Annotated in this window: 19 protein-coding genes; 11 read left to right on the forward strand and 8 right to left on the reverse strand. The window is 72.5% G+C overall.

Going from position 1 to position 19,024, the window contains the following annotated elements; all coding sequences use genetic code 11:
• Positions 1-92: 92 nt before the first annotated feature.
• A protein-coding gene (locus FZ988_RS17595; RefSeq protein ID WP_425458006.1) for an IS3 family transposase occupies positions 93-1,321 on the forward strand; the annotation gives its coding sequence in 2 pieces (ribosomal slippage) (positions 93-402 and positions 402-1,321; 1,230 coding nt in all).
• 173 nt (positions 1,322-1,494) lie between these two features.
• Here FZ988_RS17595 and FZ988_RS17600 read toward each other — a convergent pair.
• From FZ988_RS17600 to FZ988_RS17615, 4 genes are read right to left on the reverse strand one after another with little or no spacing between them, the layout of a single operon-like run.
• Entirely contained in the window at positions 1,495-3,432 is a 1,938-nt protein-coding gene (locus tag FZ988_RS17600) for an ABC transporter permease (RefSeq protein WP_149205352.1), read from the reverse strand.
• Positions 3,429-4,106: an ABC transporter ATP-binding protein gene (locus tag FZ988_RS17605; RefSeq protein WP_149205353.1), complete on the reverse strand. Its 678-nt coding sequence runs from the start codon at positions 4,104-4,106 to the stop codon at positions 3,429-3,431. The genes FZ988_RS17600 and FZ988_RS17605 overlap by 4 nt, the downstream gene beginning before the upstream one ends.
• Entirely contained in the window at positions 4,103-4,642 is a 540-nt protein-coding gene (locus FZ988_RS17610; RefSeq protein ID WP_149205354.1) for a PadR family transcriptional regulator, read from the reverse strand. Before FZ988_RS17610 ends, FZ988_RS17605 begins: the two co-directional genes overlap by 4 nt.
• 24 nt (positions 4,643-4,666) lie before the next feature.
• Entirely contained in the window at positions 4,667-5,227 is a 561-nt protein-coding gene (locus tag FZ988_RS17615) for a TetR/AcrR family transcriptional regulator (RefSeq protein ID WP_149205355.1), read from the reverse strand.
• Positions 5,228-5,313: 86 nt separating this feature from the next.
• Between FZ988_RS17615 and FZ988_RS17620 the strand changes: the two genes are divergently transcribed.
• Both FZ988_RS17620 and FZ988_RS17625 read left to right on the forward strand, forming a co-directional pair.
• Positions 5,314-6,252 (forward strand): SDR family NAD(P)-dependent oxidoreductase, encoded by a 939-nt coding sequence (locus FZ988_RS17620; protein WP_149205356.1) that lies wholly within the window; start codon positions 5,314-5,316, stop codon positions 6,250-6,252.
• 142 nt (positions 6,253-6,394) lie between these two features.
• Entirely contained in the window at positions 6,395-6,652 is a 258-nt protein-coding gene (locus FZ988_RS17625; protein ID WP_149205357.1) for a hypothetical protein, read from the forward strand.
• Positions 6,653-6,721: 69 nt separating this feature from the next.
• Here FZ988_RS17625 and FZ988_RS17630 read toward each other — a convergent pair whose 3' ends face one another.
• Together FZ988_RS17630 and FZ988_RS17635 are read right to left on the reverse strand one after the other, a co-directional pair.
• Positions 6,722-7,621 carry a Gfo/Idh/MocA family protein gene (locus FZ988_RS17630; RefSeq protein WP_149205358.1) on the reverse strand — a complete coding sequence of 300 codons (900 nt, stop codon included), beginning with the start codon at positions 7,619-7,621 and terminating at the stop codon, positions 6,722-6,724.
• 40 nt (positions 7,622-7,661) lie between these two features.
• Entirely contained in the window at positions 7,662-7,862 is a 201-nt protein-coding gene (locus FZ988_RS17635) for a hypothetical protein (RefSeq protein WP_149205359.1), read from the reverse strand.
• Between the two features lie 18 nt (positions 7,863-7,880).
• On the opposite strand from FZ988_RS17635, the gene FZ988_RS17640 reads away from it, so the two are divergent.
• A complete protein-coding gene (locus FZ988_RS17640) occupies positions 7,881-8,576 on the forward strand; it encodes a hypothetical protein (protein WP_223145186.1) in 696 nt (231 codons plus the stop codon).
• A 25-nt stretch (positions 8,577-8,601) separates the two neighbouring features.
• Here the strand turns inward: FZ988_RS17640 and FZ988_RS17645 are convergent, their stop codons facing one another.
• Entirely contained in the window at positions 8,602-9,690 is a 1,089-nt protein-coding gene (locus FZ988_RS17645; RefSeq protein WP_425458008.1) for a LacI family DNA-binding transcriptional regulator, read from the reverse strand.
• A gap of 178 nt (positions 9,691-9,868) precedes the next feature.
• Between FZ988_RS17645 and FZ988_RS17650 the strand changes: the two genes are divergently transcribed.
• The 4 genes from FZ988_RS17650 (at position 9,869) to FZ988_RS17665 (ending at position 15,075) form a co-directional block, all read left to right on the forward strand.
• Positions 9,869-10,786: a carbohydrate ABC transporter permease gene (locus FZ988_RS17650; RefSeq protein ID WP_149205396.1), complete on the forward strand. Its 918-nt coding sequence runs from the start codon at positions 9,869-9,871 to the stop codon at positions 10,784-10,786.
• A 1-nt stretch (position 10,787) separates the two neighbouring features.
• Positions 10,788-11,738 (forward strand): carbohydrate ABC transporter permease, encoded by a 951-nt coding sequence (locus FZ988_RS17655; protein WP_149205360.1) that lies wholly within the window; start codon positions 10,788-10,790, stop codon positions 11,736-11,738.
• A 56-nt stretch (positions 11,739-11,794) separates the two neighbouring features.
• Positions 11,795-13,138, forward strand: coding sequence for an ABC transporter substrate-binding protein (locus FZ988_RS17660; protein ID WP_149205361.1), 1,344 nt, complete (start codon positions 11,795-11,797; stop codon positions 13,136-13,138).
• Between the two features lie 170 nt (positions 13,139-13,308).
• Positions 13,309-15,075, forward strand: a complete 1,767-nt coding sequence (locus FZ988_RS17665) for a glycoside hydrolase family 35 protein (RefSeq protein ID WP_149205362.1) — start codon at positions 13,309-13,311, stop codon at positions 15,073-15,075.
• Between the two features lie 13 nt (positions 15,076-15,088).
• Here FZ988_RS17665 and FZ988_RS17670 read toward each other — a convergent pair whose 3' ends face one another.
• Positions 15,089-15,871, reverse strand: a complete 783-nt coding sequence (locus tag FZ988_RS17670) for a TetR/AcrR family transcriptional regulator (RefSeq protein WP_149205363.1) — start codon at positions 15,869-15,871, stop codon at positions 15,089-15,091.
• Between the two features lie 130 nt (positions 15,872-16,001).
• Between FZ988_RS17670 and FZ988_RS17675 the strand changes: the two genes are divergently transcribed.
• The 3 genes from FZ988_RS17675 (at position 16,002) to FZ988_RS17685 (ending at position 19,023) form a co-directional block, all read left to right on the forward strand.
• Positions 16,002-17,009: an ABC transporter ATP-binding protein gene (locus tag FZ988_RS17675; protein ID WP_246169609.1), complete on the forward strand. Its 1,008-nt coding sequence runs from the start codon at positions 16,002-16,004 to the stop codon at positions 17,007-17,009.
• A complete protein-coding gene (locus FZ988_RS17680; protein WP_149205365.1) occupies positions 17,006-17,740 on the forward strand; it encodes an ABC transporter permease in 735 nt (244 codons plus the stop codon). The genes FZ988_RS17675 and FZ988_RS17680 overlap by 4 nt, the downstream gene beginning before the upstream one ends.
• Before the next feature lie 176 nt (positions 17,741-17,916).
• Positions 17,917-19,023 carry an AAA family ATPase gene (locus FZ988_RS17685; RefSeq protein ID WP_149205366.1) on the forward strand — a complete coding sequence of 369 codons (1,107 nt, stop codon included), beginning with the start codon at positions 17,917-17,919 and terminating at the stop codon, positions 19,021-19,023.
• Position 19,024: the final 1 nt, after the last annotated feature.

A 19,024-nucleotide genomic window follows, 5' to 3' on the forward strand; every position in this document is an offset into this window, starting at 1 on the left:
ACTACGCTGCCCACAGCCTCACGCCAACAGCGGAGGTCTCACACCAGTGAGTCTCCGGACACGCCGGGGCGGTTCAGCGAGAAGATCTGCTCATGGCAAGGAAGACGTACTCGGCGGAGTTTCGCCGCGATGCGGTCGAGCTGTACCGCACGACACCGACGGCGACGGTCGCGGGGATCGCGGCTGATCTGGGGATCATGGACACGACCCTGTCGGGGTGGATCAAGGCCGCCGGCGTGCCGATTCGCGGACAGTCACGGCCGCGCTCGAGCGCCCCGCCGCCGGGTGAGAGCCCTGAGCAGGAGCTGGTGCGGCTCCGCTCGAAGGTCCGTGAGCTCGAAGATGAGAAGCGCAAGCTGAGCACCGAGCGGGAGATCTTGCGCGCGGCGGCGAAGTATTTCGCCGGGGAGACGAACTGGTGAGCCGCTTCCAGTTCGTCGCCGAGCACCAGTCCACCTTCGAGGTGAAGCGGCTGTGCCAGGTCGTGCAGATCGCACGCTCCTCCTTCTACAAGTGGCTGGGCGCCGCGCCCACACGTGCTGCTCGTCGGGCCGATGACCAGGCCCTGGCCGCGCGGATCGCAGCGGTCCACGCCGCCGACGCCGCGTGTGGGGCCCCGCGGATCACCGTCGAGCTCAACGACGGCGTCCCGGCCGCTGAGCGGGTCAACCACAAGAGGGTCGCTCGGGTGATGCGCGAGCATCACATCGCCGGGATCCGGCTGCGCCGACGGGTGCGGACCACGGTGCCCGGCCCGGACGGCCAGAAGGTCCCGGACCTGCTCGAGCGGGACTTCACGGCCGACGCGCCGAACACCAAGTACGTCGGGGACATCACCTACCTGCCCTGCGGGGACAAGAGGTTCCTCTACCTCGCGACCGTGATCGACTGCTACTCCCGGCGCCTGGTCGGCTGGTCGATCGCCGACCACATGCGCACCGACCTGGTCGCCGATGCCCTGCGCGCGGCCGCCGCCGAGCGCGGGTCCCTGTCCGGAGCGATCTTCCACGCCGACCACGGGTCGGTCTACACCTCCAAGGACTACGCCACCCTGTGTGAGCGGCTCGGCGTGATCCGGTCGATGGGCGCGGTGGGCTCCTCGGCGGACAACGCGATGGCCGAGTCGTTCAACGCGACCCTCAAACGCGAGACCCTCGCCGGCGCCCACGGGTGGCCCGACCCAGCCACCGCCCGCCGGTCGGTGTTCGCCTGGATCACCCGCTACAACACCAGACGCCGCCACTCCTGGTGCGGCTACCTCAGCCCCGTCACCTACGAGAACGCCCACCACGGCGCCGCTAGGCTGGCGACCGCCGCGTGAAACCACCCCGCGTGTCCACCCTTAGGGGTCAAGCCCCACGTGACGACGCCCGTCAGCAGACCCGGTTCCCATCCGTGGTGGCGCTTGGTACCTCCACCACCCCCTTCAATGCCGAGAAGTCCCTTCAGTCTTGGGGCACCCAAGGAGTGGCAAAGACGATCGTCCTCCGTGCGCTACTCCCGGCGGAGCAGGTCCGGGGTGATGCGTGTCCGGATGAGAGGGAGCGTGCTGAGCGAGACGAGTACAGCGCCGATCAGGGAAGCCGACGCCACGAGGCCGAGCTGCACACCGTCGGCGAGCGGCGGCCATTCGGCCAGCGCGGCCCACGCGCGGACCATGAGTGCGCCGAGCCCGGTCGCCAACGTGACGGCGATCCCCAGCGGCACGAGCGTCTCGAGCAGCTGCGCACCGCGGAGGACTCGAGGGGGGATGCCGATGGCGATCTGGCGCGCGACGGATCTGCGTCGGTCGACGGCGCGGTCAACGGTCGTCATCGCGAGGCTGAGCATGCCGAGTCCGATGACGACGGCGCACAGGGTGGTGATGAGCGCCCGGACACGCATGACGGAGTCGTAGTCCCACAGGGGATACGGCTCGACGACCACGCCCGGCGGAGCCGCTCGTGCCACAGCCTGCTGGACCGCCAGCCCGCCGTCGGCAATGACTGTCGCTGACAGCGGATGAGCGTCCGCCGCGTCAGCGATGTGCTGCGGGACGAAGACGTTGTAGGACGACTGGTAGACCCACAGGGCTTGGGTGGCGGCGGAGTCCTGCATGATCGGCGCGCCCAGTGTGACGGCAGAGGGCGGGCCGTCCTCACTGAAGCGGATGTCCAGGCTCGTGGCGGTGTCCAGCTCGCCCTGGCCCGCGTCCCAACCCCACTGGGTGCCGGCGAACCTCTCGATCGCGATCACTGCAGCTGTGTCGTCGCTGCACCCCCGCGCCACCATGACCTCCGCGAGCTGTGCACAGGTGCCGACGAAGACGTCGGCGAAGCACGCCTCCTCCGGTGCGCAGACGTCGTCGACGCTCGTCTCATAGCCCGGCACCACGGCGCGGACCCCGGGCACCGTGCTAAGGGCAGCCATCTCCTCGCGCGTCAACGGCGCGACCCGTGAGCCTTGCCCGTCGCGTTGATGCCCGACGCTGATCGGCTGGGGTCCTTCCCGGATGGTCTGCAGCGCGAACTGGTACTGCGGTGTGGACTCGTAGGCGCTGAGCACGGCGAGAGCCGCGAGCGCAAGGTAGACCGCCACCCCGAGGCCCGACACGAGCCTCGCGGTTCCGCCCGGTTCCGTCTGGATGGCGCGGCCCGCGAGGACCGCAGGGGTCGAGCCGCCACGGATCAGCAGCCGGGCCAGCCACGCGGAGACCAAGGGGGTCACCTGTGCGATGGCGATGGCGCCCGCCATGGCGCCGGCAACGAGGAGGACGAGACCGCCGGTGCTCTGCAACCAGCTGGCCGTCCGCCCGATCGCGGCGAGAAGCGCCATGGGGGCGACGGCGGTGAGCAGCAGCGTGAGCCGCCACAGGCTCGGGTCGCGTCGTGTCGCCTCGGAGCGCTGGGCGATCGGGTCGCGCGTCAGACGGCGGAGGGACACCGTGGCGATCCCCGCGGTGAGCAGGGTCACGGTGAGGACGACCGCGAGAGCCGGCATCGCACCCGTGGTGAACGGCGCACGGAACCAGCCCGGGCCCGCGGCGACGAGGGCTTCGACCAGTGGTGCCGTGGCCAGGAAGAGAGCCAGACCGGCGACGGATCCGGCGAGGCCGAGCATCCCATTCTCCAGGCAGGCGAGGATCGCCGTCCGCCGGAGAGAGACGCCGAGCAGTCGGAAGGACGCCAAGCGGCGGTCGCGCACCGCGGCGGAGGTGCGGCTCGCGGTGAGGAGCAGGACGACCGCGGGTAGCAGGCTGAAGGTCAGGGCCGCCGTCACGCTCGCCCGCTCGGCTGGGTCCACGACGGTGCCCGCCGGGTAGATCGCGGACGGGACCGCTGCGGTGGCGAGCAGGAGCGCCGTCGCGACGCCGTTCCCGACGAGGACGACCACGATGCGACGCGCCCCACCGGTGAGTGCCAGGCGCCACGCCAGCGTCACGAGGGCGGTCATGACGTCGTCGCAGGCGCCACGACGCACCCGTCGCGGAGCTGGACCTCCCGGCTGGCCCACGACGCGACGCGAGCCTCGTGCGTCACCAGCAGGACTGCGGTCCCCACGGCCCGAGCTGCGCGAACGAAAGCCTCGAGGACCAGCTCGCCGGTCACGGTGTCCAGCGACCCGGTGGGCTCGTCTGCGAGCACGACGGCAGGACGGTGCACCAGAGCACGAGCCACGGCGGCGCGCTGCGCCTGACCGCCGGAGACCTCGTTCACCCGCCGAGCGGCGACGTCCGCGACGGCCAGGTCGGCCAGGATCTCCATGGCCTGGGATCGCGCGAGCCGACGAGCGACCCCGGTGAGGCGCAGCGGCAGCTCGACGTTCTCCACCACGGTGAGCTCGGGCACGAGGTCGCCGAGCTGGAACACGAATCCGAACCGCCGCAGGCGCAGCTCAGACCTCTCGCGGTCGGCGAGGTGGTCGATGCGACGCCCGTCCAGCTCGACCGAACCGGCGTCCGGCCGCAGCAGCCCTGCGAGCACGTGCAGGAGGGTCGACTTGCCTGATCCGGACGCGCCCAGGACCGCGACGATCTCACCAGGGTCCAGAGCGATGTCGACGTCGTGCAGAACGGTCGTCGGACCGAACGCCAGTCCCAGTCCGTGCCCGGACAAGACGGCGCTCACGGCATGCCCTCGGCGCGCCCGTGGATGCGCGACGCCACGTCGGACATCCGCGCCGCGGCCAGCTCGATCCACCGCAGGTCTGCCTCGAGGTGGGCGATCTCGTAGTCACCCGCCAGCCGGTCGACCACGTCACCGTCGTGCCGGGCGGCGGTGAGCTGGCGCATCCGCTTCAGGTACACCGCCCGCTGCTCTTCCAGGAGGGGGCCGGCTTCGCGCCCGGACACGAGTGCCAGGACCACCTTGGTGAACAGCTCGGTGGGCCGGGCGTTGGCAGCGTGCGGAGTGCGCAGCCAGTGCTCCAGCTCCGCGACCCCGGAGTCGGTGATGGCGTAGACCCGACGGTCCGGTCCCTCGCCGCGCTCGATCTCGACGCCCCGGGTCAGTCCGTCCCGTTCCAGGCGGGCGAGCGTGGAGTAGACCTGGCCAGACTTCAGCTCGCGCTCATGCCCGAGCAAGCCGTCGTAGCGCTGCTTGAGCGCGAATCCGTGAGCGGGCCGGTCCTCGAGGAACGCCAAGATCGCCATCGGTACCGTCATGGCGCGACTATACACTCAGTGTATTCACCCGGTGTAGGTGGCGAGCGGCTGAGGCTTCAGTCCGTCGAGCATCACCTGGAGGAGCAGGGGCAGGTCGTCGGGCGAACCGAGCCGTACCGCGTGCTCGATCCCGCAGACCAGGTGCGCCAGATGGCCGACCGTCAGGTCGGCGCGGATGGCACCAGCGGCGCGGGCGGCCTCGAGCAGGGACGCGAAGGTCTCGAAGATCTCGCGCTTGACGGTTCGGACGGCCTCGGCCTCGTCCTCGGGGGAGAGCAGGACGGCCTGGAGGCCGCCGTCCTCGAGCTGGAGCGTGAGCGCGGAGCGCAGGTAGAGGGCCAGGCCCTCACCCGGGTCGGGGACTGCTGCGGCGCGCCGAGAGGTCGCGAGCATCGCGTCGAGGGTGTCGACGGAGAGGGCCTCGACGAGTGCGTGGACCGTCGGGAAGTGCCTGTAGACGGTCCCGACGCCGACCCCGGCCTCGCGGGCGACCTCGTTGAGTCGCAGGGTTGCGCGGTCGTGCGTCCGGGCGATGTCGATGATGCGCGCCCTGCTGCGTGCTGCGTCGGATCGAAGGGCTGCCATGCCCCCACCGTACCTCAAGCGGATGACCTATCCAGTTGTGCTAGCGTTCAAGCGGATAGGTCATCCGCTTGAGAGAAGAGGACAGCATGCCCTGGGACCCCGCACGACTGCCAGACCAGACCGGACGCACCGTCGTCGTGACCGGCGCCACCGCCGGGATCGGCTACTTCGCAGCGGAGCAGCTCGCCGCTGCCGGCGCAGACGTCGTGCTCGCCTCCCGTTCGGAGAGCAAGCTCCGACGGGCCGCTGACTCCGTCCGCAGCAGGGTGCCGCACGCATCGGTGCGGCTCGTCGTGCTCGAGCTCGGCTCGCTGGCATCGGTCGATGCCGCAGCCGCGGAGCTTGCGTCGTTGCCGCGCCTGGACGCCGTCCTGCTCAACGGAGGCGCGATGAGCACGGGCCGACGCGCCGTGACCGAGGACGGGTTGCCGCTCCTCCTCGGAACCCACGTCGCCGCGAACGCGAGGCTGATCGCACGGCTGCTCCCCGCCCTCGTCGCCACCGCCGTCGAGCATCGCGGCCTGAGTCGAGTCGTCCACACGTCGACAGGGTTCGTCGAGCGGCTGCACCTGGGGGTCGACGACCTACAGCGGGTCCCCAGGCTCGGGGTCGCGGCCTACACGAAGGCCAAGACCGTGACCGAGATCTTCGCGTTCGAGCTCGACCGCAGGCTCCGCGCGGCAGGCCTGCCCGTCGCGTCCGTCGTGACGCGACCCGGAGTGGGCGTCGACGCGAAGACACCTGAGCGCCCCGGCATCCGCGACGCCACCACGCCCTATCAGCGCAACCCGTACACCCCGTGGGCGCAGGGCAAGGACACCGCCGCCTGGTCCGCCGTCCGAGCGCTCACCGACCGGGAGGTCCGTGGCGGGGAGTACTTCGCCCCCAGCGGGCGGCTGCGGGGCGCCCCCGTCCCCGTACCGCCGCCTGCCAGGACCGCTGCTCCTGGCCGCGAGACTGCGGAGCGCGTGTGGCGCCAGGTCGAGGAGCTCACCGGCCTGACGATCGACGTCGGGTCAGCCTGAAGATCGTCGCCCCGAATGCGGACGTCACCTACCCCGTCGTCGCCGACCCGAGGACCACGCGTGCATGGTGGAATGCGACGGTGCATCTCAACCGAGCCGAGACCGCGCTCCACGCCGGCGCCAAAGCCGTGGGGTGCTGCCGTTGAGCGCCGGCGCCGTGATGATGACTGCCGCCGTGGTCACTGGTGCCGGGGTCGCGTTCATCGTCCAGGTCGCCAGGCGCAAGGCCTCCTGGCCGTGGCGGGTCGTCGGGGCCTCCGCAGGCCTGGCTGGTGTGGCTGTGTTCCTGGTGCACGTCGTGCGGGACGGCGGGTCGATCATGCCGCTCATGGTCTTCACGGTCCTCGTCATTGCCTCGAACGCGTTCGCGCCTCGGGGCGTCGCTCCCCGCGGGCATTGACCTGACCTCGTGGTCGCACCCCGCATGCGCGCCGTTGTGAGCGCCGCCAGATCGCACGAACGCAGGCGGTCAGACGCGCCCCTCGGCCGCAGCGACCACGCGCTCGCACAGCTCGTGCGTCACCACGGCGTCGTGCGCGTCGAGGACCCGCCCCTCGCGGACCGCGCCGAGGAAGTGCGCGCACATCGCGTCGAAGCCGCGCAGGGTCGTGGCGGGCTGCCAGCCGTCGCGTCGCGTGAGGCGTTCCGTGCCGTCGAGGTCGACGACGTCCGCGAGGTCGGTGACCTGCCGCCTCCTGCCGTCGCCGACGACGTCGAGGTGCTCGTGCGCCATGCCCGCGGTCCAGCTCATGACCCCTGTCGCGATGCGGCCCTCGCCGGTGAACTGCACGGCCAGGCGGCGGCAGCCGGACGCGTCGACGCGGGTGTGCACCACGACGTCCGTGAGCGGCGAGGGCACCAGGAACCGCAGCGTGTCGAGCACGTGGACGTAGTCGTCGAACACCATGGCCCGGGCGGGGCCCAGCGGCTCGTCGCGGTGCTTCTGGAGCGTCACGACGTCGCGGTCGGGCCACCCGGCGAGCTCCCGGTAGGCGGGGGCGAACCGGCGGTTGAAGCCGACCATGAGGCTCACGCCCTGCGCGGCGGCGGTCGACGCGAGCGTTGCGGCCGTCGCGGCGTCGTCGGCCAACGGCTTGTCCACGAGCACCGGCACGCCAGCGCGGACGAGCGTCTCGACGATCTCGGGGTGCGTCCGGGTCGGGCTGTGCACCGTGGCGGCGTCGAGGCCCGAAGTGATCGCGTCGTCGAGCGACGTGTGCTGCTCGGGCACGCGGTACGCGCGGCCGATGCGCTCGACGGTCTCGCGGCTGCGGGAGACGAGCACCGGTGTCACTCCCGGCGTCGACATGAGCACCGGCAGGTACGCCTTGGTGGCGATCGAACCGAGACCGATCACGGCAACCCGCATGGTGCTCCTCGCTCGTGCGTCGGTCGGTGCGTGCGCGTCCCTACCGGGGTGCGTCGTCGAGGTCCGGCCCGGCCTCCAGCTCGGCGGCCGTCTCGACCGCCTCCGCGTGCCGCGCGTGCAGCCGCTCGCGGATCTCGTGCGGCTCGTACGCCCGACGTCGGCGCTCGTCCTTGGCGATGAGCACGCCCGTGGCTGCCACGCCCGCTATCCCGGCCACACCGAGCACCTTCCACCACCGCACGTCCCTAGGCTACAGAGCGTGGCCGCGACCGTGATCGGACTGGACCAGGCGCTCGACGCCACCCGCACGGGCGACCTCTGGCTGTTCCGGGGGCGCACCGCCGTCGACCGGGCGATCCAGATGGGCACCAACAGCCCCGTCAACCACGTCGGCATGGCAGTGGTCCTCGACGACCTGCCGCCGCTCATGTGGCACGCCGAGCTCGGGCGGTCGCTGCCGGACATGTGGTCCGGGACGCACCAGCGCGGTGCCCAGCTCCACGACCTGCGCGACGCGGTCGGTGCGTGGGCGCACCGGTACGGGCAGAAGGCCTGGTTCCGCCAGCTCGACCACCCTGTGGATGCCGAGGCCGAGGACGCGGTGCTGCGCACCATCGCGCGTCTCGACGGGACGCCGTTCCCGTCCACGACGCAGCTCGTGACCCGGTGGGTCGCGGGCCGCGTGCCGTCGTTCCTGCGGCGGGGCTCGGCGGCCGACGCCGAGGCCGAGCTCGAGCGGGCGTACTGCGCGGAGATCGTGGCCATCACGTACGAGGCGATGGGGATCCTCGCGCCCGGGCGCCGGCCGAGCTGGTTCGACCCGGGCAAGTTCTGGAGCGGTGACTCCCTTGAGCTGCTGGGCGGGGCGACCCTGGGCAAGGAGATCGCCGTCGACGTCCCGCCGCTGGTGGCGGGCGTGCGGGCGTCGTCGGGCGCCGCAGCCCCGCGGTCCTAACGGGTCATCTCCCGCCCCGGCGTGCTCAGCCCCGCGCGGCGCTCGGCGGGGCCGTGCTGGAGCGCACCACGAGGTCCACGGGGATGAGCGTCCGGTGGTCCGCGAGCTCGGTCCGCTCATGGACCTGCTGGAGCAGGAGCTCCACGAGCAGGCGCCCGATGAGGTGGAAGTCCTGCGCCACCGTGGTCAGCGGGGGCCACAGGTACTCGGCGAGCGGGATGTCGTCGAACCCGACCACCGAGACGTCGTCGGGCACGCGCAGCCCTGCCTCGTGCAGCGCACGGTAGAGACCCGCCGCCATCTCGTCGTTGGCGCAGAAGACGGCCGTGACCGTCCGGTCGAGCGCGAGTCCGCGACCCTGCTCGTAGCCGGAGCGGGCGGACCAGTCGCCGCGGACCGGTGGCGGTGCGGGCCGGCCGCCGTCCTCGAGGGCGCGGCGCCACGCCTCGACGCGGAGCTGGGCGGGTGCGGAGTCGGCGGGGCCGGCGATGTGGTGCACGGTGCGGTGGCCGAGTGCGAGGAGGTGCTCGACGGCGGCGCGGCTCCCCGCGGTCTGGTCGGTCCCGACGGCGGGGTGGTGGCCCACGAACCGGGAGTCGGAGACGACGACAGGCAGGCGCGCGGGCAGCGCGAGGGTCGCAGGTGTCGCGGTCTCTGCGCGGATGATGATGAGGCCGTCGATGGCCTGGTGGCTCAGACGTGCGACGGCCTCGCTGACGTCGGTGGAGGACGGGCTCTGCACGTCGACGAGGCTCACCGTGTACCCGTGCAGGCGTGCGGCGTCGACGACGGCCTCGACCGTGCGTGACTCGCCGGTGCGGGCGAGGCGGTGCGCGATGAGGCCGATCGTCTCGAAGCTGCCGTAGCGCAGGGCCCTGGCCGCGTTGTTCGGGGAGTACCCGAGCTCGGTCATCGCGGCCAGGACGCGCCGCCGGGTCTCCGGGCGGACGGTGCCGGCGCCCGTCGAGACGCGTGAGACGGTCTGCGAGGACACGCCTGCGAGGGCCGCGACGTCGGCCATGGAGGGTCCCTGGCGCGCCCGGGGCGGCGGGACGACGGGCGTGCTCGACGGCTCGTCGGCACCGTCCGCCGGCACGCCGTCTCGGCTCAGCATGGCGCGATCATACGAGCGCCCGGGGCCGGTCGACGGGACGCGGCGCGGCAGGGACCGGGCGAATGTTCACGTCACCATTCTGTGACCTGGAGCCGTTGACACGGGCGAAAGGCGCATGTCAGGCTGCCGGTCGCGGCGGATGTTTACGTAAACATCCGCGATGGCTCACGAGGGAGTGATGCGCATGGCGCAGGCGGTGATCGCCACGGGCCTGCCGGCGACGACCAGGCGCGCACGCCGGTCGTGGCGCGGCTGGGGGTTCGTCGGCCCGTTCATGGCGGTCTTCGGGCTCGTGTTCCTGGCGCCGATCGCGTACTCGCTCTACCTGAGCCTCTTCCGCCAGCAGCTCGTCGGCGGCAACGCGTTCGTGGGGATCGAGAACTACCAGCGCGCGCTCGGCGACGCCCAGCTGTGGGCGGCCTTCGGCAGGGTCGCGCTCTTCCTGGCCGTCCAGGTGCCGATCATGCTCGGCATCGCGCTCCTCGTGGCCCTCGCGATCGACGGCGGCCGCCTCTACGGCGCGTCCTTCTTCCGCATCTCGATCTTCCTGCCCTATGCCGTGCCCGCCGTCGTCGCGACCCTCATGTGGGGCTTCATGTACGGCACGCGCTTCGGGCTCGTCGGCAACATCGAGGACGCGCTCGGCGTCGCGCTGCCCGACCCGCTCGCACCCGACCTCGTGCTCGCGTCGATCGGCAACATCGTGACCTGGGAGTTCGTGGGCTACAACATGCTGATCTTCTACTCGGCCCTCCGGGTCATCCCGACGACGCTCTACGAGGCCGCCGAGATCGACGGGGCCGGGCCCTGGCGCGTGATCACCGCGATCAAGCTCCCCGCGATCCGCGGCGCGATGGTCGTCGCGACCATCTTCTCGATCATCGGGAGCTTCCAGCTCTTCAACGAGCCCGCGATCCTCCAGAACCTCGCGCCCAACGCCATCACGACGCACTTCACGCCCAACATGTACGCGTACTCGCTGTCCTTCTCCGGCCAGCAGTACAACTACTCCGCCACGGTCGCCCTGATCATGGGCCTCCTGACGATGGTCGTCGCCTACGTCGTCCAGCTGCGCGGCATGCGCAAGGAGGCGTGACATGACCGTCGTCGACCCCGCCCCCGCACGCGCCGCACGCGCCACCGGCCGCACCGCCCCGCGCCTGCGACCCGGCGTCCGCGAGGGTGCTCCCCGCCGTGGCACCGCCCGGCCCCGCCGCAGCGTCCTGCTCACGGTCGCCACGGGCGTCGTGCTCGTCTACAGCCTCATCCCGCTCGCCTGGCTGGTCATCAACGCGACCAAGACCCAGGGCAGCCTCTTCGGGTCGTTCGGCCTCTGGTTCAGCGGGCCGTTCGCGCTCGGCACCAACGTGGCCGAGACGCTCACGTACGACGACGGCGTGTTCGTCCGGTGGCTGCTCAACACCCTGCTCTACGTCGTCGCCGGCGCGGGCGGTGCCACGGCGCTCGCGGTGATCGGCGGCTACGGGCTCGCCAAGTTCTCGTTCCCCGGACGCAGGGCGGTGTTCGCGATCGTGATCGGCGCCGTCGCCGTGCCCGGGACCGCGCTCGCCGTGCCCACATTCCTCATGTTCAGCCGGATGGGCCTGACCAACACGCCCTGGTCGGTCATCATCCCCTCGCTGATCTCACCGTTCGGTCTCTACCTCATGTGGACGTTCGCGAGCGAGGCCGTCCCCACCGAGCTCCTCGAGGCCGCGCGCATGGACGGCGCGAGCGAGCTGCGGACCTTCGCGCAGATCAGTCTCCCGCTGCTCGCCCCCGGGATCGTCACGGTGCTGCTCTTCACGATGGTCGCGACCTGGAACAACTACTTCCTGCCGCTGATCATGCTGCGGGACCCGGACTGGTACCCGCTCACCCTCGGCCTGAACTCGTGGAACGCGCAGGCGGCGACCGCGGGCGGCGAGGCGATCTTCAACCTCGTCATCACCGGCTCCCTGCTGACGATCCTGCCGCTCGTCGCCGCGTTCCTGCTGCTCCAGCGCTACTGGCAGTCCGGCCTCGCCGCCGGGAGCGTCAAGGAGTGAGCCCCACCGACCCCGCACGACCGTCCGCCATCGACAAAGAAGCGAGAGGACATCTCATGACCGTCATCCCCAGGACCCTGATGCGTGGCGTCGCGCTGGCCGGCGCGGCCACGCTCGCGCTGGCCGCGTGCAGCTCCGGTGCCGACGAGGCCGACGACGGGGGCGGCGACGCGGCTGCCGGCGACACGGCGTCCGTCCTCGAGGAGGGCGGCGACCTCCTCGTCTGGGCCTGGGAGCCGACGCTCGAGCAGGTCGTCGAGGACTTCGAGGCCGAGCACCCGAACGTCGACGTCGAGCTCGCGAACGTGGGCACGGGCAACGACGCGTACACCGCGCTCCAGAACGCGATCGCCGCGGGCTCGGGCGTCCCCGACGTCGCGCAGATCGAGTACTTCGCCCTGCCCCAGTTCGCCATCGGGGAGTCGCTGACCGAGCTCAGCGACCTCGGTGCGGCCGACCTCGAGGGCACGTACACGCCTGGCCCGTGGTCGGCCGTGCACCAGGGCGAGGGCATCTACGGCCTGCCCATGGACTCGGGGCCGATGGCCCTCTTCTACAACACCGAGGTCTTCGAGCGCCTCCGTGTCGCCGTCCCCACCACGTGGGACGAGTACGTCGAGGCCGCGCGCGCCCTGCACGCCGCGGACCCCGAGGTCTACATCACGAGCGACACGGGTGACGCGGGCTTCACCACGAGCATGATCTGGCAGGCGGGCGGCAAGCCCTACGCCGTCGACGGCACCGACGTCGCGATCGACTTCACCGACGAGGGCTCCACCAAGTTCGCCGAGCTGTGGCAGCAGCTCGTCGACGAGGACCTGGTGTCCCCCGTGAGCGGGTGGAGCGACGAGTGGTACCAGGGCCTGGGCGACGGCACCATCGCGACCCTGACCATCGGTGCGTGGATGCCCGCGAACCTCGAGTCCGGCGTCGAGGCCGGCGCGGGCAAGTGGCGCGTCGCGCCCATGCCGCAGTGGGAGGCCGGCGCGTCGGCCACCGCGGAGAACGGCGGCAGCTCGCTGACCATCCCGGCGGCGAGCGAGAAGGCCGAGCTGGCGTACGCGTTCCTCGAGTACGCGAACGCGGGCGACGGCGTCCAGACTCGGCTCGACGGCGGGGCGTTCCCCGCGACGGTCGCCGAGCTCGAGTCCGAGGAGTTCGTCGGCAAGGAGTTCGAGTACTTCGGCGGGCAGAAGGTCAACGAGGTGCTCGCGCAGTCCGCGCAGGACGTCGTCGAGGGCTGGCAGTACCTGCCCTTCCAGGTCTACGCGAACAGCATCTTCAACGACACCGTCGGCCAGGCCTACGTGTCCGACCTGACGCTCGCCGAGGGCCTCGCGGACTGGGCGGAGGCGTCCAGCACCTACGGCGCCGACCAGGGCTTCACCATGGCCGACTGACGAGCCGTCCCGCCGGTCCGCGGGTGGTCGGGTGCTCCTCCGCCCGCCCCCCGCGGACCGGGTGCCGGGCCACCTGCGCCGGGCGCCGAACCGTCCCAACCGTGCCGACCGGGCCGCCGGTCCGCCCCGACCGCACCCCTCCGGTCCACCTCATGAGAGCGAGCCGCAGCATGCCCACGTTCGAGATCGGCGACCGTGACTTCCTCCTCGACGGCCGACCCGTCCAGGTCATCAGCGGCGCGCTGCACTACTTCCGGGTCCACCCGGACCTGTGGGCGGACCGCATCCGCAAGGCGCGCCTCATGGGTCTCAACACGATCGAGACGTACGTGGCGTGGAACGTGCACGCGCCCCGGCGGGGCGTCTTCGACACGACGGGCGGTCGGGACCTGGGCCGCTTCCTCGACCTCGTCGCTGCCGAGGGCATGCACGCGATCGTCCGGCCCGGGCCATACATCTGCGCCGAGTGGGACAACGGCGGCCTGCCCGCCTGGCTCTTCACCGAGCCCGGCGTGGGCATCCGGTGCAACGAGCCCCGCTACCTCGAGGCCGTCGGCGAGTACTACGCCGGGCTCATGCCGATCGTCGCCGAGCGGCAGGTCACGCGGGGCGGGCCGGTCGTCCTCGTCCAGGTGGAGAACGAGTACGGCGCCTACGGCGACGACAAGGACTACCTGCGGGCCCTCGTCGACCTCACGCGCGCGCACGGCATCGACGTCCCGCTCGTGACCTGCGACCAGGCCGACGACGCCATGCTCGAGCGCGGCGGGCTCCCCGAGGTGCACCGCACCGCGACGTTCGGCTCGCGCAGCACGGAGCGCCTGGCCATCCTGCGCCGGCGCCAGCCGACCGGCCCGCTCATGTGCATGGAGTTCTGGAACGGCTGGTTCGACAGCTGGGGCCTGCCGCACCACGTCGCCGCCGTCGAGGACAACGCCCAGGACCTCGACGACCTGCTCGCAGCCGGCGGCTCCGTCAACCTCTACATGTTCCACGGCGGGACCAACTTCGGGCTCACCAACGGGGCCAACGACAAGGGCCGCTACCTGCCCATCACGACGTCGTACGACTACGACGCACCCCTGGCGGAGCACGGTGCCCCGACGGCGAAGTACCACGCGCTGCGCGGCGTGATCGCGCGGCACGCACCCGTCCCCGACGAGGTGCCCGACGACGCCCCGCCCGCTCCCGTGCTCGACGTCCCGCTGCCCGCGCACCTCTCGCTGTGGGACGCGCTGCCCGAGCTGGGCGCCGCCCGCCCGTGGGACCGGCTTCCCACCGCGGACGACGTCGGCCAGCTCTCGGGGTTCACGCTCTACCGGACGCGCGTCGAGGCGGGGGACGCCGTGCTGACCTTCGCCGACGTGCGCGACCGTGCCGTCGCGTTCCTCGACCGGGAGCCCGTCGGTGTGCTGAGCCGGAGCCTGGGCACGCGGAGCCTCGCCCTGCCCGCACGCTCGGGCGACCTCGAGCTGCTCGTCGAGGACCAGGGGCGCGTCAACTACGGGACGCGCATCGGCGAGCCCAAGGGCCTCGTGGCGCCCGCCCGCACCGCCGTGCGCGAGGTCGACCGGTGGGACGTCGCGCCGCTCGCGCTCGACACGCTCCCCGCGGCCGTGCTCGACCGGCTGCGCGACCGGGCCACCGCGGCCGGCGCCGAGCCCGTCGTCGGGCCGGCGTTCCGCCGGGGGACGTTCACGTCGGTCCCGGGGGCGGACCACTTCATGCGCCTCGACGGCTGGGGTCGGGGTCTCGTGTGGGTCAACGGGTTCCTGCTCGGCCGCTACTCGAGCGAGGGCCCGACCCGCACCCTGTACGTCCCCGGCCCGCTCGTCCGCGACGGCGACAACGAGCTCGTGGTGCTCGAGCTGCACGCCGCCGCGGACGGGGTGGTCGCGTTCGTCGCCGAGCCCGACCTGGGGGTCACCGACATCTGACCCGCGGGCGACGTCAGGCGTCGCGGAGCAGGTCCCGGATGACGCGCGAGCCGGAGGCGGCCGCGTCCTGGTCGCCGAGGGCCGCGAGCACGGCCGCGAGGTTCATCGTGCCGAGGATGCCGAGCGCGGCGTCACGGTCGGCGGACGTGGGTGCGCCGGCGCCGCGGCGTGCGGCGACCTGGGCGGCGAGGCGGTCCACGGTGCCCTCGATGGTCGGCAGCAGGCGCTCGCGGGCCTCGGGGTGGCGCACGGCGTAGGCGAGGATCTCGAACGGCAGGAGGACGCGGACGTCGTCGCCCGAGGCTTCCAGGCGGCCCGCGAGGTCGTCGGCGAGGTCCGGCCCCGTCGCGCCGGGGTGGCCGGCCGCCTCGGGCTCGGCGGCGAGGCACTCGCGCGCGAGCTCGAGGAACAGGTCGCCCTTCGAGCCGAAGTGCGCGTAGAGCGCGCCCTTGGTGTAGCCGGCGGCTGCGGCGATGTCGCCGACGCTCGCGCCCTCGAAGCCGCGTGCGGCGACGAGCTGCTCCGCTGCGGCGAGGAGGTCGGCGCGCGTGCGGTCGACCTTGGCCCGGCGTCTGTCGTCACCCCGGCCGTAGCGCCGCTCGACCGACTCCGACGCGTCGCTGAGGCCCCGGGCCGCCTCGCGCAGGCTCGTGGCGATCGCGTCCCCGACCTCGGGGCCCACGCTCGCGCTGACGTGCCGCCCGAGCATCTTGGTGAGGGTCGCCGTCGCCTCGGCGAGGGCGCGGGTCGCCGCGCCGACGTCCTCGAAGGGCGGGCGTTCGTCGTCGCGTGACATGTCCCTACTCTACCTCCCCGGATTCCGATCGGTATCTGACGCGATCTGCGTCTCGGACCTGCATTCATACCGAACGGTATCTGCTACGGTACCGAATGTACCGACCGGTAGGAATGCACAGGAGGCAGACGTGACGCAGCAGCAGGAGGTGCTCAGCATCCGCGGGCTGAGCAAGCGGTACCGGGGGAGGCGCGGCGTCCAGGCGAACGACGGCATCGACCTCGACGTGCTGCCCGGTCAGGTGGTCGGGCTCCTGGGCCACAACGGCGCGGGCAAGACGACGCTCGTGAACCAGGTGGTCGGCCTCGTCCGCCCGGACGCCGGCAGCATCACGCTCGCCGGGGTCGACGCCGTCGCCCGGCCCGACGAGGCACGTCGGCTCGCGTCCATCCAGGCGCAGGCCAACGTCCCGATCACGGGCCTGAGCCCGCGGTCGGCCATCGAGCTCGTGGGACGCATCCGTGGCGGCGAGCGCCGCGCCGTGCAGGCCCGCACGCGTGAGCTCGTCGAGACCCTCGACATCGGCGCCTGGGCCGACGTGCCCGCGCAGAAGATCTCCGGCGGCGTGGCCAGGCTCACCGCGTTCGCGATGACCGCCGTCCACCCCGGCCGGCTGGTCGTGCTCGACGAGCCGACCAACGACGTCGACCCCGTGCGCAGGCGCCTGCTGTGGCGGGCCATCCGTGAGCTGGCCGACGACGGCGCAGGCGTGCTCCTCGTGACCCACAACGTGCGGGAGGCCGAGAGCGTCGTCGACCACCTCGTCGTGCTCGACCGCGGACGCGTCATCGCCGCCGACAGCCCGGGTGGCCTCGCGGCCGGCCTGCGCGGGACCCTCACCGTCGAGCTCGACGTCGTCCCCGGCGCGCAGATCGCGTGGCCCGCGACCGTGCGGGACGTCACGCGCGAGCGGCTCCGGGCGACGGCGACCGTGCCTGCCGAAGCCGCGGCCGACGTCGTCCGCTGGGCCCAGGGCCTCGTCGAGACGGGCACCGTCGAGCGCTACTCGCTCACGGCCGCCTCGCTCGAGGACGTCTACGTGCGGCTCGTCGGCGACAGCGGCGGGGGTGCGCACGACCCCGACGGCGCGACGACGGACGCCCGGACGGCCGACGCAGTGCTCGGCGGTGCCGCATGAACGGCGCGCGCCAGGCGCTGCTCCTGGCCCAGTGGCAGCTGCGCCGGCAGTCGACCATGCTCCCCCTGCTCGTCGTCGTGCAGACCGCCATCGCGGTCGCCACCGTCGTCGGCTACGGGCTCCTCGTCGGCGACCCGCCGCCCGAGGTCGCGGTGTTCCTCGCGACGGGCGCGCCCACCGTGACGCTCATCAGCGTGGGCCTCGTGATGACGCCGCAGATGCTCGCCCAGTCCAAGCTCGAGGGCAGCCTCGACTGGATGCGGACGCTCCCCGTCCCGCGCGTCGTCTTCCTGCTCAGCGACCTCGCGGTGTGGACGCTCCTCGCGCTGCCGGGCATGGTGCTCGGCGTCGTGGCAGGCGTCATGCGGTTCGACCTCGAGCTGTCGGTCGCGCCCTGGATCCTCGTCGCGGTCCTCGTCATCTCGCTCACCGCGGCCTCCGTCGGCTACGGCATGGCGAGCGTCCTGCCCCCCGCACTCGCCATGATCATGACGCAGCTGCTGATCTTCGTGGTGCTCCTGTTCTCCCCGATCAGCTACCCGGCCGAGCGCATGCCGGACTGGCTCCAGCAGGCGCACGAGGTGCTGCCGATCGAGCCGATGGCCCAGCTCATGCGGGCCGGGCTGGTCGACGACACCTTCAGCGTGCCCGGCCGTTCGCTCGTCGTGCTCGCGGCGTGGACGGCCGTGTCCGTGGGCGGTGCGCTGATGGCCCTGCGCCGGCGGGCCTGAGCCCGTCGGGAGGTGTCGAGGCCCCCTGCGGCGCCGTGCCCGTGCGCACGGCGCCGCAGGGGGCCGCTGGGCCGAAGGGGACGCCTGGGCCGCCGTGCTCCGGCTCGGCCGCTGCGGGCAGCCGGGGCCGCGGACGCGCAGGGCGAGGTGTCGGAGGGGCGACCTACGGTGGCCCCGTGATCCGAACCGTCGCGATCGAGAGCTACCGGTCCCTGCGGGACGTCGTGACCGAGCTCGAGGGCCTGACCGTCGTGACCGGCGCGAACGGCTCCGGCAAGACGAGCTTCTACCGTGCGCTGCGCCTCCTCGCGGACCTCGCGCGCGAGGGCGCGATCTCGACGCTCGCCCGTGAGGGCGGCATGCGCTCGGCCCTGTACGCCGGCCGACGTACCGAGCCCGGTGTCACGATGCGGCTCGGCTTCGCGAGCGACGACCTGTCGTACGCGATCGACCTCGGCCTGCCGCAGCTCGGCCCGTTCCACCTCGACCCGGAGATCAAGGTCGAGGCCGTGTGGGCCGGGCCCGTGCTGCGGCCCGCGACGCTCCTCGCGGACCGGCACGGGCCACGCGTGCGCACCCGCGCGGCCGACGGCGCGTGGCGCACGGCACCCTGGCGGCTCGGTGACCACGAGTCGCTCATGTCCGCGCTCGCGGACCCGTCCGAGACGCCCGAGCTCTACGCGATCCGCGAGCAGGCGCGGCGGTGGCGCTTCTACGACCACTTCCGCACGGACGCCGACGCCGGGGCGCGGCGGCCGGGCATCGCGACGTTCACGCCCGTCCTCGCGCCCGACGGGGACGACCTCGCCGCCGCGCTCCTGACCATCCAGCGCATCGGCTCGGCCGACGTCCTGGAGGCGACCGTCGCCGACGCGTTCGACGGCGCACGCCTCGAGGTGACCGAGGACGGCGACGACGGCGCGTGCCGCCTCGGCCTGCACCAGCGTGGGCTGCGCAGGCCCCTCGGCGCACGCGAGCTCTCCGACGGGACCCTGCGCTACCTGCTCCTCGCGGCCGCGCTGCTCTCGCCGAGTCCCCCGGGCCTGCTCGTCCTCAACGAGCCCGAGTCGAGCCTCCACCCGAGCCTCATGCCCGCACTCGCCGCGCTCGTGCTCGACGCCGCGCAGCGCTCGCAGGTCGTCGTCGTCACGCACTCCGGTGAGCTGGTCCGCTGCCTGCGGTCGGACGCGCACCTGCTCGAGCTCGTGCGCGACGGCGGGGCGACGACGATCGCGGGGCGGCTCCCGCTCGAGGGCCCGGCCTGGGCGTGGCCGCAGCGGTGAC

The organism is Actinotalea subterranea, from assembly GCF_008364845.1.
GTDB classification, from domain to species: domain Bacteria; phylum Actinomycetota; class Actinomycetes; order Actinomycetales; family Cellulomonadaceae; genus Actinotalea; species Actinotalea subterranea.

Bases quoted from the DNA above. Each gene is read 5' to 3' on its own strand.
- FZ988_RS17680 (WP_149205365.1), top strand. From the start codon at position 17,006: ATGAACGGCGCGCGCCAGGCGCTGCTCCTGGCCCAGTGGCAGCTGCGC.
- FZ988_RS17645 (WP_425458008.1), bottom strand. From the start codon at position 9,690: ATGCTGAGCCGAGACGGCGTGCCGGCGGACGGTGCCGACGAGCCGTCG.
- FZ988_RS17660 (WP_149205361.1), top strand. From the start codon at position 11,795: ATGACCGTCATCCCCAGGACCCTGATGCGTGGCGTCGCGCTGGCCGGC.
- FZ988_RS17615 (WP_149205355.1), bottom strand. From the start codon at position 5,227: ATGGCAGCCCTTCGATCCGACGCAGCACGCAGCAGGGCGCGCATCATC.
- FZ988_RS17620 (WP_149205356.1), top strand. From the start codon at position 5,314: ATGCCCTGGGACCCCGCACGACTGCCAGACCAGACCGGACGCACCGTC.
- FZ988_RS17655 (WP_149205360.1), top strand. From the start codon at position 10,788: ATGACCGTCGTCGACCCCGCCCCCGCACGCGCCGCACGCGCCACCGGC.
- FZ988_RS17600 (WP_149205352.1), bottom strand. From the start codon at position 3,432: ATGACCGCCCTCGTGACGCTGGCGTGGCGCCTGGCACTCACCGGTGGG.
- FZ988_RS17665 (WP_149205362.1), top strand. From the start codon at position 13,309: ATGCCCACGTTCGAGATCGGCGACCGTGACTTCCTCCTCGACGGCCGA.
- FZ988_RS17670 (WP_149205363.1), bottom strand. From the start codon at position 15,871: ATGTCACGCGACGACGAACGCCCGCCCTTCGAGGACGTCGGCGCGGCG.
- FZ988_RS17630 (WP_149205358.1), bottom strand. From the start codon at position 7,621: ATGCGGGTTGCCGTGATCGGTCTCGGTTCGATCGCCACCAAGGCGTAC.
- FZ988_RS17610 (WP_149205354.1), bottom strand. From the start codon at position 4,642: ATGACGGTACCGATGGCGATCTTGGCGTTCCTCGAGGACCGGCCCGCT.
- FZ988_RS17650 (WP_149205396.1), top strand. From the start codon at position 9,869: ATGCGCATGGCGCAGGCGGTGATCGCCACGGGCCTGCCGGCGACGACC.